Below are 13,114 nucleotides of genomic sequence, written 5' to 3' on the forward strand. Positions count from 1 at the left end.
TTTGGAAGTATGAGCGGAATGATCAGGGGGATGTGACGCGCAGGACCGATCCTGACGGCAACGCTATTGACTACAGCTACAACAAATATGGGCAGTTGGTTGGGGTTTGGTATCCGGATCACAGCTGTCAGAAGTTGGTTTGGAATGAACGTGGGCAGTTGCTTGAGGAGCAGTGGCCGAATGGTGGAATCAAGCGGTATCGCTATGACGATCTTGGGCGAAAAATCTCCCAAGAAGATGAGCACGGTGCGCTCACACAATTTGAGTGGAACGACATTGGGCGGTTAGTCCAAATCGTCTTGCCGAGCGGCGAAACGCGTAAATATACCTACAACCCCTACGGAAAAATCACTTCCGAACGCGATGAACTAGGGCACGTCACCCGCTACGAATACGCCGACGGCCTGCACCTGATCAGCCGCCGCATCAATGCCGATGGCAGCCAGGTCAACTACCGCTACGACAACGTACGTTTGTTGCTGACCGAGATCGAAAACGAGGTTGGCGAGACCTACCGACTTCAGTACCACAGCAATGGCCTGATCCAGCAGGAAACCGGGTTTGACGGTCAGCGCACGGCCTACGTTTACGACCTCAACGGCAACCTTCAGGAAAAGACCGAACACGGTGATGACGGCAGTCAGCAGGTTACCCGCTACGAGCGCGACCATGCCGGTCGACTCGTAAGAAAAACCCTGCCTGATGGTGGTGCCGTCGACTATGCCTACGACCGCCAGGGCAACCTCCTCAGCGTCGAAGACGGCCACTGGGCCCTGGCCTACGAATACGACAAACAAAACCGCCTCACCGCCGAACACCAAGGCTGGGGCACCCTGCGCTACGGCTACGACACCTGCGGCCAACTAACAAACCTGCGCCTGCCCGACAACAACCGCCTCACCTTCAACCACGACAAAGGCGGCCATCTTTCCACAGTTGAACTGAACGGCGCGGTACTGACCTCACACCAATTCAACGCAGGCCGCGAACAACAACGTACCCAAGGCAAACTGCTCAGCACTTACCAACACGACCACCAGGGACGCCTGTTCAACCAAAGCATCGGCGATGCCGACGGCCCGGTGTACCGCCGTCATTACGACTACGACAAATCCGGCAACCTCACCCGCCGGCTCGACACTCGCAAAGGCGAGCACCACTACCACTACGACCCACTAAACCGCCTCACCCGCGCCGACCACTCCCAAGGCGAGCCAGAACGCTTCGGCCACGACCCCGCCGGCAACCTGCTCATGCAAGACCGTCCGGGCCCCGACATCGTGGCGGGCAATCGCCTGATGATCCAAGGCGACCACCACTACGACTACGACGCCTTCGGCAACCTCATCCGCGAACGCCGCGGCAAAGGCTACGCACTCGTCACCGAATACCGCTACGACTGCCAGCATCGGCTGATCGGCCTCACCCAACCCAACGGCCAGACCGCCAGCTACCGCTACGACCCGTTTGGGCGGCGTATCAGCAAAACTGTCGGCGACGTAACCACCGAGTTCTTCTGGCAAGGCGACACACTCATCGCCGAGCACCACCAGGACCGTCACCGCAGCTATGTCTACGAACCCGAAACCTTCCGCCCGCTCGTCCTGCTGGAAGGCTTCGGCCCAAAGGAAACCAAGGCTTACCACTATCAACTCGACCACCTCGGCACGCCGCAGGAACTCACCGCCGCCGACGGAGAAATCGTCTGGTCCGCCCATTACCGCGCCTACGGCGAAATCAGCCACGTCGACATCGGAAAAATCGACAACCCGCTGCGCTTTCAGGGCCAGTACTTCGACCAAGAAAGCGGGCTGCACTACAACCGCCATCGCTACTACCATCCGGATATTGGTCGGTACCTGACGTCGGACCTGGTGAAGCTGGCGGGTGGGATCAATGCGTACCAGTACGTGCCCAACCCTACGGGATGGGTAGATCCGCTAGGGTTGAGTAGGTGTCCTGGAGGCGATGGGTGTAAACCCTCAAATCGCGTAGAAAACCCGGCGGAAAACGTTAAAGTCAATGAGGGTGATGTCGAGCTACCTAAAGGCTTTGATACCAAACTGTCTAGAAATGGGGCTTTTAGAAGAGCGAAAGAAATTGGCGGGGTTCCCAAACACCTGCATCCGGGACACGTATATAGAGATCCCCTTACCGATCAAGATCGCTATACAGAGAGTCGAATCTATGAATTCAATTTAAATGGCCGAATAATTGAAATTCGTGAGCACTCCTTAGGACACAAGAAAGGCAATCACGGCCCCCACTTTAATACTAAAATAACCATCAAGCGCCAAAAAGCACCACTTACAATTGGCGATGATTCTCACACATACTTCAAGAGGTAATCAATGAACACCGTACTCATCAAAGAAGTTGGCATCAGTCTATGGAACCAATTATATTCAACCAAGGAATGCGAGTTCTCTACAATCTCTCTACTCAATCAAGACTTTAAAAGTGTCTGGAACACATGGTGCGAACTCGCGTCCTCACTAACAGCAGAGTGGCCAACAATCATAACTTGGTACACCTTGGGGTTCCCGCACGAAAATAAAACACAAGAATACCTAACTTTAAAAGAGCACTCAAAACATTCAGCACCAAACGATATACTCAAAAAAAATGAGACAACCTCCATTTATTCTGGAATAGAGCACCTTAACTCCAAACCGGATCAGATAGACCCATCTACACTAACCAGCTATCGATACTGCGTGACACTTATGCAGAAAGAAAATAGCAATCTCGAAAACTTGTGGCAGAGACTGAAGCATCTAGACCACTTATCTAAAACCGATGATTTCAAACTGATACTTTCAGATCGAAGTTCGTTAGCCTTTAGTTTTTTTGATGCGGAAACACATGGTGTTGCCCAGCTCATTTGCCATTCAGAACACTTGCCTTACCTAAACGAAACCCTCCAAAAAATGAATTTGGAAGAAATCCAGCAGGACGGTGTTTACGCATATATCCACAGATAATGGGTTTAGGAGTGCGCCATTCACCTTGTTTACCTTACATATATGCCCTCTCAGAAGAGCTGAATATTAGACTGCTAGTCGATACCTATTATTTCGTATAGGTCTATAGACCCCATAGCCAACCCCAATTCGCCCCCCCACCCAACCCCACCTAAACTCTCTCCATGTTGTTTCAACGGACAGAGGATTCACCATCATGGGCAAACGTCATCCCAATCTCCCCGCCTGGCAATGGCGTAACTACCCGCAGAACCATCAGCACCCGACCAACCTGGCGTTGCACCTGATTGCCGTGCCGCTGTTTATCATCGGGTTTCTGTTGATCGTGTCCGGGGTGTTCAGCCTGAGCCTGGCCAGTTTTGCCATCGGGGTTGTCGGTATCCTGGCCGGCTTGGCGCTGCAGCGGCATGGCCATAGCCTGGAAGCCCAGGCCAGTGAGCCGTTCAGTGACCGTAATGATGCGGTACAACGCCTGGTGGTCGAACAGTTCGTGACCTTTCCGCGTTTTGTGTTGAGCGGTGGCTGGTGGCGTGCCTGGCGGCAGCGCCACAGGCATTGAGGTCAGGCGAAGACCACCACGGTCTGGCGGCTGATGGCGATGAGTTCGCCGGTCGGGCTCCATAGCGCGGCGGCGGCATGGCCGTAGCCGTCGCGGGCGTGCTCGATGTTGACGTAGTACTGGCACCAGTCGAGAGTCGTGAGGTCTTGCAGGGGCTGGATGAATTCGATGGTCCAGGTCAGGGTGCTGCCCGGTGCCGGTTTTTTGAGGTGCGGCAACAGTGCCGGGGGCCAGGCATCGACCAGGGCGAGTATATGTGCCTCGGTCAGTGGCTCTTCTTTCACATCTCCACGTAACCGCACCCAACCGCCCATATCGCGGGATTTGTTGCCGGTGAACGGCAGGCCGCCGACGCTCCAGCGCATTGCCAGGTGGCGCATGAATTCGGGGGTGACGCCCTTGATATAGGGCAGTTCCTGGCACTCATCCCAGTGTTTGAACACGGGTGGCGCTTGACTCTCAACCGCAATTTCCGACTCACGGGACGCGCCAAAACTGGCTTGTACCAACGTTGCCACTTCTCCGTTCTGCACCACGCGGCCGAGCAACTGGCTGACCGCTTTGCCTTCGCGTAACACTTCGACTTGATAACTGGCGCAAACGTCGGGCGCTACAGGGCCAACGAAGGTGATTGCCAGCGACCGCAGCGGGCGATCGGCCGGCACCTGGGCACGCAGGGCTTCGTATTGCAATGCGGCGACCAACCCACCAAAGGTCGCGCGACCCTGGGCCCATTCGGCGGGGATGGTGACATCCAGCGGGTTGCTACGGGCGGCATCGAGCAAATCACTAAAGCGCATAGCGGTCTCACATCAAGAGGAACAGATGAGCGATCTTAACCATCGAACCGGCCAGGTACAGCGCCTATTCCGGCCAAAAGCCGGACCGGCTCAGAAACAATCGGCGCTGAGTTTGTCCAGCACCCGATCCGCCTGCCCTTCAGCCTTGGCCATGGTGCGATGCCACACCGCAACACAAGGTTGCAGATCCGCCTGATGCTCGGCTTGCGCCAACCATTGCCAGCAATCATGCCAATCCCCCAGGGCGCCTTGGGCCTTTTTCAGCCGCGACAGGGCGTTGGCAGGCAACTTGTCCAATTCGGGGTAAGCCTCAGCGGCGTAACGCACACGCTTGATCAACAACCGCAGGCGATGGCGATCATGGTCGGGGTCCTTCAACGCTTCATCGAGCTTCTGCCATTGCTTGGCCAAGCGTTTTTCGATTCGCGCACGCAAACCTTTGAGCAGCTTCTGGTGTTCAGAGGCCCGGATGAAACGTGGGAAAGCGTCGAGGATCAGCAGCAAATGCGCGAGCTCCGGGCTCTGCGCCACTTGGCAATAGGCAGCGGGTTGCAGGCGCAGTCGCCGGTCGGCGGCCTCGTGATGACCATGCTGAAGTAAATAAGCCGCCAGCACCTCGCGGTCGCGTAGCGGCGTCGTCAATTGGCCGACAGTACGGGCGGCCGATTCAAGCTGCTCAACCCCAGGCAACCCACGCAAGGGGCGCAACAAACTGCGCAAACGGCGCACGGTGGTGCGCAGGTCGTGCAGGGCTTCATCGTCGGTGACGGCGGCGAGGCGAGCCTGGCAGCTCAGTAACCCTACTTCCAGGCCAATGACCTGAGCGACTAACTGATCGACCAAAGCTGACATTCTGCCCTCGCTAGCTGATGAAATGTCCTACTCACAGCAGGTTAACGCCCTGCGCGAGACTCTCGGATATAGAACCGCGCTTTCTCGGCCTTGTTGGAGCAGCCTTCAAACGCCTCGAACTGTTGCTGGGTCTTGGCCCCTGTCAACAAAGACAAGGCTTTGGAATAGCTCACGGTCCCGGCAAAACCTTCCGCCTTGGCCAAGTCCAGCTCTTTCCAGGCGGCGTCCAGTTGCGAGCCGCAGCTGTCGCGATACGCGGTTTTCCCGGCGCAACCGGCAAGGGCCAACACGATCACAGGCACACACATCCAGGCTTTCATCGATGACACCTCAAAATAAAGAAAAAACAGTCGTACGCTGTAGACGTTGCCTACATGGAAAAGTGCCTGTCCTTAGCCTGAAATCGATAGTACCTACATACCCGAGCAATACCAGAGCATACCCGAGCACTGCGGCTATCCTGGAAAAATATTGCAGGCCCCGCGAAGATTGAAGCCGCCCCCTCAATGGGTGCATTGTGGGCACCTGCCTTGGGGAGGACATGGACCATGAATAAACGTGTTGCCTTGGTGCTGGGCTCCGGCGGGGCCCGGGGCTACGCGCATATCGGCGTGATTGAGGAAATCGAACGGCGTGGCTATGACATTGCCTGTATCGCCGGGTGTTCCATGGGGGCAGTCGTCGGCGGGATCTACGCCGCCGGCAAACTGGATGAATATCGGAACTGGATTGAAAGCCTCGACTACCTCGACGTGCTGCGCCTGGTCGACGTGAGTTTTCGCTTGGGGGCCATTCGTGGCGAGAAAGTCTTCGGGCAGATCCGCAAGATCGTCGGCGAGATCAATATCGAAGAGCTGCGCATCCCCTACACCGCCGTCGCCACCGACCTCACCAACCAGCAGGAGATCTGGTTCCAGGAAGGCTGCCTGCACCAGGCCATGCGCGCCTCGGCGGCGATTCCCAGCCTGTTCACTCCGGTGATGCAAGGCAATCGCATGCTGGTGGACGGCGGCTTGCTCAACCCTCTGCCCATCGTGCCGGTGGTGTCGAGCCACTGTGACTTGATCATCGCGGTCAACCTTAACGCCACCAACCAGAAGCACTACCAGTTGCCGGTGATCCAGCGCCCGCCAGCGTTCAAGAGTCGCTTCAACAACTTGGCGAAATCACTCGGTTCGCACTTGCCGTTTCGCCGCAAGCAGGCCGAACAACTGATGAAGCTGGAGCAGGAAGCCTTGGAGGCCCAGGCGGCGGAGATCAACCCGTGGCTGGAGTCTGCCGAGCCGGAGTCCCAGCAACCCGCCGCCGCGCCGGAAAAGCCCGGCGCGCCCAAGTCAGCGACCGGTTCGTTCATCATCGATAACGTCGGCCCGGCGTCGCTGCTCGACCTGATCAACCAGAGCTTCGAGGTGATGCAGACGTCACTGGCGCAGTACAAGATTGCCGGCTATCCGCCGGATGTGTTGATTAACGTGCCGAAGCGCGTGTGTCGGTTTTTCGAGTTCTACAAGGCGCCGGAGTTGATCGCGCTGGGGCGGGAAATTGCCAGTGATACGTTGGATCGCTATGAGAGTGAGCAGCGCTGAGACCCTTGGTGATGCTGATGGCCCCATCGCAGGCAAGCCAGCTCCCACATTTGGAATGCATTTCCCTGTGGGAGCTGGCTTGCCTGCGATGACGCCAGAGCAAGCACCAACGATCTACCCGCCTAACAACCGATACCCCACCCCCGCCTCAGTCACGATAAACCTTGGCTGGGTCGGGTCATCCGCCAGTTTTTGCCGCAGATGCCCCACCACAATGCGCAAGTAATGGCTGTCTTCAGTATGGGTCGGCCCCCAGATATCCTTGAGTAACTGTTGCTGGGTAATCACCCGCCCCGGATGCCGTGCCAGTTGCGCCAGCACCGCATATTCCTTGCGAGTCAACGCCACTTCCGCCCCGTCCAGCAGCACCCGGCGATAGGCCAGGTCCACCGTCAACGGGCCAAAACTCAAGGCCGCTTCCTGCGCTTCACCGGCCGGGGCCTGACGCAGCAACGCGCGTACACGGGCGAGAAACTCCTGGATGCCAAAGGGTTTGGTCACATAGTCATTGGCACCGCTGTCGAGGGCCTCGACCTTTTGCCCTTCGCTGGCCCGTACCGACAGCACCAGCACCGGCACCGTCGACCATTCGCGGAATTCGCGCAGCACCTGCTGGCCGTCCATGTCCGGCAGGCCAAGGTCGAGCACCAGCAAGTCCGGCTTGCTCAGCGCCGCCTGGGCCAGGCCTTCGGTGCCGGTGCCGGCCTCGATCACTTTGTAGCCCTGGGAGGCCAGGCTGATGCGCAGGAATTTGCGGATCTGCGGTTCGTCATCAATGACCAAAATCGTCGCGGTCTGGCTCATGGTGTCCAATCAAAATCCGTGAAGAAAGCAGGGTAGCTCATGCCTCGCGCTCCAGGCCAGGCTGTGTCGGCAAGGGCAGGAACAAGGTGATGCAGGTGCCACGCCCGTCGATACCGTCGGCCACGCTGATATGCCCACCGTGGGCACCGACCATGCCTTGGCAGATCGCCAGGCCCAGGCCTGTGCCCTGCCCGCCTCGATCACCGCGAGCGGCGGTGTAGAACATGTCAAAGATCTTTGCGCGTTCGTCTTCGGGAATGCCGGGGCCTTCATCAGCCACGGCGAAAAACAGCTGGTTATCCAACACCCCGGCACTCAGTTGCAAGCGGCCTTGCGGAGGCGAAAAGCGTGCGGCGTTTTCCAGCACATTCACCAGGGCCTGCTCGATCAACGCGGCATGCACATACAACAACGGCAGCTCCGGCGGCACATCGGCCCTCACCTGCAACGGCGCCAGCACCGCCCGCAAACGACCGAGGGCGCTGCCGACGATATCGCCCGGCGAGACCCAATCCCGCGCCAGTTTCAACGCACCGTGGCCAAGGCGTGTCATGTCCAGCAAGTTCTGGATATAGCGATCCAGGCGCTCGGCCTCATCGCGGGTGCCCTCGAGCAATTCGCGGCGATCCTCCAGGGGAATGGCCTCACCGAGTGCCAGCAGGCTGTCGATGCTGCCGCGCATGGAGGTCAGCGGCGTGCGCAAATCATGGGACACCGAAGCCAGCAACGCACTGCGCAGTTGTTCGGTTTCGCCATGCAGCCGAGCGGACTCAAGCTCCTGGGCCAGTTGCGCCCGCGCCAGTGCCTGGGCCAGCGGTTGGCTCAAGGCGGTCAGCAAGCGACGGCGTTGACCGCTCAATTCCAGACCGGGCTTGGGACTGACCCCCAGCAACCCCAGCGGGCCCTCTTCGCCCGACAGCGGCCACCACCACCAACGCCCGAACGGCAACGTGCCGGTGCCCATGCCCGCCGGCTGATCATGCTGCCAGGCCCAGTCGGCGGCGGCGCGCTCGGCTTCGGTCAGCGTCAGCGGGCCCCCGGTCTCAATCGCCCAGCCGCCCTGGCCGTCGCGGTTGACCAGGCACAGGTCGAGGTCGCTCCAGCCTTCCAAATGATGCGCCGCCGCGCTGATCACTGCCTGGCGATCGGTAGCGGCGGTGAGTTTGCGTGACAGGTCCAGCAGTTCGCTGGTTTCTTCCTGGGTATCGCGCAGCGCCTGCAACTGGCGGCGTTGGCGCGCAGCCAGGTTGCCCGTCAGCGCCGCCATCAATAGGAAGAACAACAGGGTCAGTACGTCTTCTTCGCGCTGGATGGCGAAGGAAAAATTCGGTGGGATAAACAGGAAGTCGTAGGTCATGAACGACAATCCCGCGCACACCAGCGACGGCCCCAGGCTGCTGCGCACCGCCACCAGCAATACCGCGGCCAGGAACACCAGCGAGATATTCGGCAGCGGCAACACGCTGGACACCGCCCAAGCCACTGCCGCCGCAACCACCGTCGCCACGACCGCCAGCGCGTAATCGAACCACACCAGCCCACGCACCTCCGGCAAACGGGGCGACGCGGGCATGTCGTCGCTGTCGAGGATGTTGATTTCCAGACCCCGCGCATGACGCAGCAAGCGCGCGGCCAGGCCACCCCCGAATAACCGACGCCGCCAACGCATCCGCGATTGCCCCACCAGCAACAAGCTGGCACGGCGTTCGGCGGCATGCTGGATCAGCGTCTTGGCCACCTCCCCCGCCCGCAGCAACACCACCTCACCGCCCAGGCGTTCGGCCAGTTGCTGGGCATTCTGCAGGCGTAGCCTCGACTGCTCATCCCGCGCCCGGCCGTTGTCGATATGCACCAGGCTCCACGGCAAATGGCGGCGCTGGGCAACGCGGCTGGCGTGCCGTACCAAGCGTTCGGCCTGCGCATCGCCATCCACCCCCACCAGCAAGCGCCCGCGCACCGCAGGCGCGGACTGGCCCAGTTGGCGATAACCCTGGGCCAGATCGTCATCGACGTGGGCGGCGGCGGTTTGCATCGCCAACTCGCGCAGGGCCATCAGATTGGTCTGGGTGAAAAACGCATCGATGGCCGCGCGGGCCTGTTCCGGCACGTAGACCTTGCCGTCGCGCAAGCGCTCCAGCAATTCGCGGGATGGCAGGTCGATCAGCAACAGTTCGTCGGCCTCTTGCAGCACCCAGTCCGGCAAGGTTTCGCGCACCTGCACGCCGGTGATACCGCGCACTTGGTCGTTGAGGCTTTCCAAGTGCTGGACGTTGACCGTGGTAAACACGTTGATGCCGGCGGCAAGCAATTCCTGGATGTCTTGCCAGCGTTTTTCGTGGCGACTGCCGGGGGCGTTGCTGTGGGCCAGTTCGTCCACCAACACCAGCCTGGGCTTGGCGGCGAGCAGGCCGTCGAGGTCCATTTCTTCGAGCATCACGCCGCGGTATTCGCTGCGCAGCAAGGGTTGCTGTGGCAGGCCGCTGAGCAACGCTTCGGTCTCGGCGCGACCATGGGTTTCGACCACGCCGGCAACCAACCGCACGCCTTGGCGCAACTGCGTGTGCGCGGCCTGGAGCATCGCGTAGGTCTTGCCCACCCCCGGCGCAGCGCCGAGGAAAACTTTGAGCCGGCCACGGCCGTCCCGGGGCAGATCGGCTAACAGGGCGTCGGCGCGGCCGGAGTCGCTCATGCTCGGGTTCCTTCAGATGTTTATTGGTTGCACCTCAGGCCGCCATCGCGGGCAAGCCCACTCCCACATTTGGAATGCATTCCCCTGTGGGAGCTGGCTTGCCTGCGATGCCGGAGCCACTGACTACAACTTTTCCAGGGCCATATTCAGCGCCAGCACATTCACCACCGGCGGCCCCACCAACGGGCTTTCGATGTGTTCATCCAGCAACCGCTGCAGGGTCGACACCGGCACATTCCGCGCCGCCGCCACCCGCGCCAGTTGATAGGCAATCGCCTCGGGTGGCAAGTGTGGATCAAGACCGCTGCCAGAGGTAGTCAGCGATACCAAGGGCACCGGCCCCTGGCTCGGCACTAACTGTTTGCTCGCGTCATCGAAGATACGCGTCGCCAGCGCCGGGTTGCTTGGGCCGAGGTTACTGGCGCTGCTGGAAACCGTCGCAAAAGCGCCGGCGGACGGACGCGGATGGAACCAGCCGTCGCCGGTAAAGTCTTGGGCGATCAGGCTGGAACCGCGCACTTTGCCGCTGGCGTCGCGTACTAGGCTGCCATTGGCCTGGTCCGGGAAGGCGACTTGGGCGACGCCGGTCACCACCAATGGGTAGGCGACGCCGGTGATCAGGGTCATGAGCACCAGCAGGCTCAGGGCCGGGCGGACGATGTTGGACATTTCGGATTCCTCAATTTGTGGGACGCTCTGCTGTGTTGCAATGGGGCTGCTTCGCAGCCCGGCGCGGGGCAAGCCCGCTCACTACAAAGAGCAGGTTCGGTTACACCAGGTGCAGCGCAGTCAGCAGCATGTCGATCGCCTTGATGCCCACGAACGGCACCAGAATCCCGCCCAGCCCGTAGATCAACAGGTTGCGCCGCAGCAACGCCGCCGCACTCGCCGCCTGCACACGCACACCGCGCAGCGCCAACGGAATCAGCACCACAATGATCAAGGCGTTAAACACGATGGCGGAGAGAATCGCGCTCTGCGGGCTCTGCAAGTGCATCACGTTGAGCACGCCGAGTTGCGGGTAGATCGAGGCGAACAACGCCGGCAGGATCGCGAAGTACTTGGCCACGTCGTTGGCGATGGAGAAGGTGGTCAGCGCGCCACGGGTCACCAGCAATTCCTTGCCGATCTGCACCACGTCCAACAGCTTGGTCGGGTCGCTGTCGAGGTCGACCATGTTGGCGGCTTCGCGAGCGGCCTGAGTGCCGTCATTCATGGCCATGCCGACGTCCGCCTGGGCCAGCGCCGGGGCGTCATTGGCGCCGTCACCACACATCGCCACCAGGCGGCCGTCGTTCTGTTCATGGCGAATGCGCGCGAGTTTTTTCTCCGGCGTGGCTTCGGCCAGCACATCATCCACGCCCGCTTCGGCCGCAATCGCGGCAGCGGTCAGCGGGTTGTCACCGGTGACCATCACGGTGCGGATGCCCAGTTTGCGCAGCTCAGCGAAACGCTCACGGATGCCGGGCTTGACCACGTCCTTCAGGTGGATCGCGCCGAGCAACTTGCCATCGGCACACACCAGCAACGGGGTGCCGCCGCTTTGGGCGATCTTGTCGATTTCCCGCGACAGCGCGGGCTGCAGGTCGCGACGTTGTAGACCGATGAACGCCAACAGCGAATCCACCGCGCCTTTGCGAAATACGCGGCCCTGATAATCGACACCGGACAACCGCGTTTCGGCACTGAACGGCACGGTCGTCAGCTCGTCCGCAGTCGGCTCGGCCTGAGGGTGCAAGGCGCGCAGGTATTCGACGATGGATTTACCTTCCGCCGTGTCATCCGCCAGCGAGGCAAACAACGCGCCTTCGGCCACTTCCTTGCCACTGACGCCAGGCGCCGCGACCACCGCCGCACAGCGACGGTTACCAAAGGTGATGGTGCCGGTCTTGTCCAGCAGCAACACATGCACGTCGCCCGCCGCTTCCACGGCACGCCCGGACTTGGCGATGACATTGAGGCGCACCAGACGGTCCATGCCGGCGATACCGATGGCCGACAACAAGCCGCCGATGGTGGTAGGAATCAGCGTCACCAGCAGTGCGACCAGGAACACCAGCGGCAAGCTGCCATTGGCGAAGTGGGCGAACGGTTGCAGGGTCACCACCACCAACAGGAAGATCAGGGTCAGGCCGATCAGCAGGATATCCAGCGCGACTTCGTTGGGGGTTTTCTGGCGTTTGGCGCCTTCCACCAAGGCGATCATGCGGTCGAGTGTGGACTCGCCGGGGTTGGCGGTGATGCGGATCAGCAGCCAATCCGAGACCAGGCGGGTGTTGCCGGTGACGGCCGAACGGTCGCCGCCGGACTCACGGATCACCGGGGCGGATTCCCCGGTGATCGCCGCTTCGTTGACCGCCGCAATACCTTCGATGACTTCGCCGTCTCCGGGGATCATTTCCCCGGCGGCAACGCGCACCACATCGCCTTTGCGCAGGCTGGTGGCCGGCACGACCTTGAAGCTGCCATCCGGCTCCTTGCGGCGTGCGCTCAGGCCTTCACTGCCGGCCTTGAGGCTGTCGGCACGCGCCTTGCCACGCCCTTCGGCCAAGGCTTCGGCGAAGTTGGCGAAGAGCACGGTGAACCACAACCACACGGCAATCTGCACCGCGACGAACGTCGGCACGGCGGTGTCAGGCACGAAGCACAGCACGGTGGTGAGGATGGCGGTCAGCTCGACCACCAGCATCACCGGCGAGCGTTGCAGTTGACGCGGGTCCAGCTTGACGAACGCCTGGACCAGCGCCGGGCGCCACAGGGCTGAGATGGCGGTTTTGGCGGGTTCCTGGGTTTTGACCGGGGCCGCGTTTTTTGCAGGCATATTCATTTTCATATCCCTT

The 13,114-nt window shown here is 60.5% G+C and carries 11 protein-coding genes; 4 read left to right on the forward strand and 7 right to left on the reverse strand.

What is annotated here, in order from left to right; genetic code table 11:
• From BM403_RS26245 to BM403_RS26250, 3 genes are all read left to right on the forward strand, one after another.
• Positions 1-2,348, forward strand: a 2,348-nt coding sequence (locus BM403_RS26245) for an RHS repeat-associated core domain-containing protein (protein ID WP_175538109.1), incomplete at its 5' end; no start/stop codon positions are given.
• A 3-nt stretch (positions 2,349-2,351) separates the two neighbouring features.
• Complete coding sequence (locus BM403_RS31720) at positions 2,352-2,984, forward strand: hypothetical protein (protein ID WP_139238004.1); 633 nt, start codon at positions 2,352-2,354, stop codon at positions 2,982-2,984.
• Positions 2,985-3,180: 196 nt separating this feature from the next.
• The gene (locus BM403_RS26250; protein WP_012722965.1) at positions 3,181-3,543 is read left to right on the forward strand and encodes an Mpo1-like protein; all 363 of its coding nucleotides are present in this window, start codon (positions 3,181-3,183) and stop codon (positions 3,541-3,543) included.
• Between the two features lie 2 nt (positions 3,544-3,545).
• Here BM403_RS26250 and BM403_RS26255 read toward each other — a convergent pair whose 3' ends face one another.
• The 3 genes from BM403_RS26255 to BM403_RS26265 all read right to left on the reverse strand — a co-directional run bounded on the left by BM403_RS26255 (position 3,546) and on the right by BM403_RS26265 (position 5,515).
• On the reverse strand, positions 3,546-4,343 hold the full coding sequence (locus BM403_RS26255; RefSeq protein WP_012722964.1) for an acyl-CoA thioesterase: 798 nt from the start codon (positions 4,341-4,343) through the stop codon (positions 3,546-3,548).
• A 90-nt stretch (positions 4,344-4,433) separates the two neighbouring features.
• Entirely contained in the window at positions 4,434-5,195 is a 762-nt protein-coding gene (locus BM403_RS26260) for a CHAD domain-containing protein (RefSeq protein WP_093545864.1), read from the reverse strand.
• 41 nt (positions 5,196-5,236) lie between these two features.
• Entirely contained in the window at positions 5,237-5,515 is a 279-nt protein-coding gene (locus BM403_RS26265; protein ID WP_012722962.1) for a hypothetical protein, read from the reverse strand.
• Positions 5,516-5,743: 228 nt separating this feature from the next.
• Between BM403_RS26265 and BM403_RS26270 the strand changes: the two genes are divergently transcribed.
• Positions 5,744-6,781 carry a patatin-like phospholipase family protein gene (locus BM403_RS26270; RefSeq protein WP_012722961.1) on the forward strand — a complete coding sequence of 346 codons (1,038 nt, stop codon included), beginning with the start codon at positions 5,744-5,746 and terminating at the stop codon, positions 6,779-6,781.
• Positions 6,782-6,895: 114 nt separating this feature from the next.
• Here BM403_RS26270 and BM403_RS26275 read toward each other — a convergent pair whose 3' ends face one another.
• The 4 genes from BM403_RS26275 to kdpB form a co-directional block, all read right to left on the reverse strand.
• The gene (locus tag BM403_RS26275; RefSeq protein ID WP_043204998.1) at positions 6,896-7,585 is read right to left on the reverse strand and encodes a response regulator; all 690 of its coding nucleotides are present in this window, start codon (positions 7,583-7,585) and stop codon (positions 6,896-6,898) included.
• A 37-nt stretch (positions 7,586-7,622) separates the two neighbouring features.
• The gene (locus BM403_RS26280) at positions 7,623-10,274 is read right to left on the reverse strand and encodes a sensor histidine kinase (protein WP_093545867.1); all 2,652 of its coding nucleotides are present in this window, start codon (positions 10,272-10,274) and stop codon (positions 7,623-7,625) included.
• A 123-nt stretch (positions 10,275-10,397) separates the two neighbouring features.
• Positions 10,398-10,943 (reverse strand): potassium-transporting ATPase subunit KdpC, encoded by a 546-nt coding sequence (gene kdpC / locus BM403_RS26285; protein WP_093545870.1) that lies wholly within the window; start codon positions 10,941-10,943, stop codon positions 10,398-10,400.
• A gap of 100 nt (positions 10,944-11,043) precedes the next feature.
• On the reverse strand, positions 11,044-13,101 hold the full coding sequence (gene kdpB, locus BM403_RS26290) for a potassium-transporting ATPase subunit KdpB (protein ID WP_175538110.1): 2,058 nt from the start codon (positions 13,099-13,101) through the stop codon (positions 11,044-11,046).
• Positions 13,102-13,114: the final 13 nt, after the last annotated feature.

The sequence above is a fragment of the Pseudomonas sp. OV546 genome (assembly GCF_900116845.1).
Taxonomy (GTDB): Bacteria; Pseudomonadota; Gammaproteobacteria; order Pseudomonadales; family Pseudomonadaceae; genus Aquipseudomonas; species Aquipseudomonas petroselini.

Excerpts from the sequence above, each read along its gene's own strand:
- BM403_RS31720 (WP_139238004.1), top strand. The coding sequence starts at position 2,352 with ATGAACACCGTACTCATCAAAGAAGTTGGCATCAGTCTATGGAACCAA.
- BM403_RS26250 (WP_012722965.1), top strand. The coding sequence starts at position 3,181 with ATGGGCAAACGTCATCCCAATCTCCCCGCCTGGCAATGGCGTAACTAC.
- BM403_RS26255 (WP_012722964.1), bottom strand. The coding sequence starts at position 4,343 with ATGCGCTTTAGTGATTTGCTCGATGCCGCCCGTAGCAACCCGCTGGAT.
- BM403_RS26260 (WP_093545864.1), bottom strand. The coding sequence starts at position 5,195 with ATGTCAGCTTTGGTCGATCAGTTAGTCGCTCAGGTCATTGGCCTGGAA.
- BM403_RS26265 (WP_012722962.1), bottom strand. The coding sequence starts at position 5,515 with ATGAAAGCCTGGATGTGTGTGCCTGTGATCGTGTTGGCCCTTGCCGGT.
- BM403_RS26270 (WP_012722961.1), top strand. The coding sequence starts at position 5,744 with ATGAATAAACGTGTTGCCTTGGTGCTGGGCTCCGGCGGGGCCCGGGGC.
- BM403_RS26275 (WP_043204998.1), bottom strand. The coding sequence starts at position 7,585 with ATGAGCCAGACCGCGACGATTTTGGTCATTGATGACGAACCGCAGATC.
- BM403_RS26280 (WP_093545867.1), bottom strand. The coding sequence starts at position 10,274 with ATGAGCGACTCCGGCCGCGCCGACGCCCTGTTAGCCGATCTGCCCCGG.
- kdpC (WP_093545870.1), bottom strand. The coding sequence starts at position 10,943 with ATGTCCAACATCGTCCGCCCGGCCCTGAGCCTGCTGGTGCTCATGACC.
- kdpB (WP_175538110.1), bottom strand. The coding sequence starts at position 13,101 with ATGAATATGCCTGCAAAAAACGCGGCCCCGGTCAAAACCCAGGAACCC.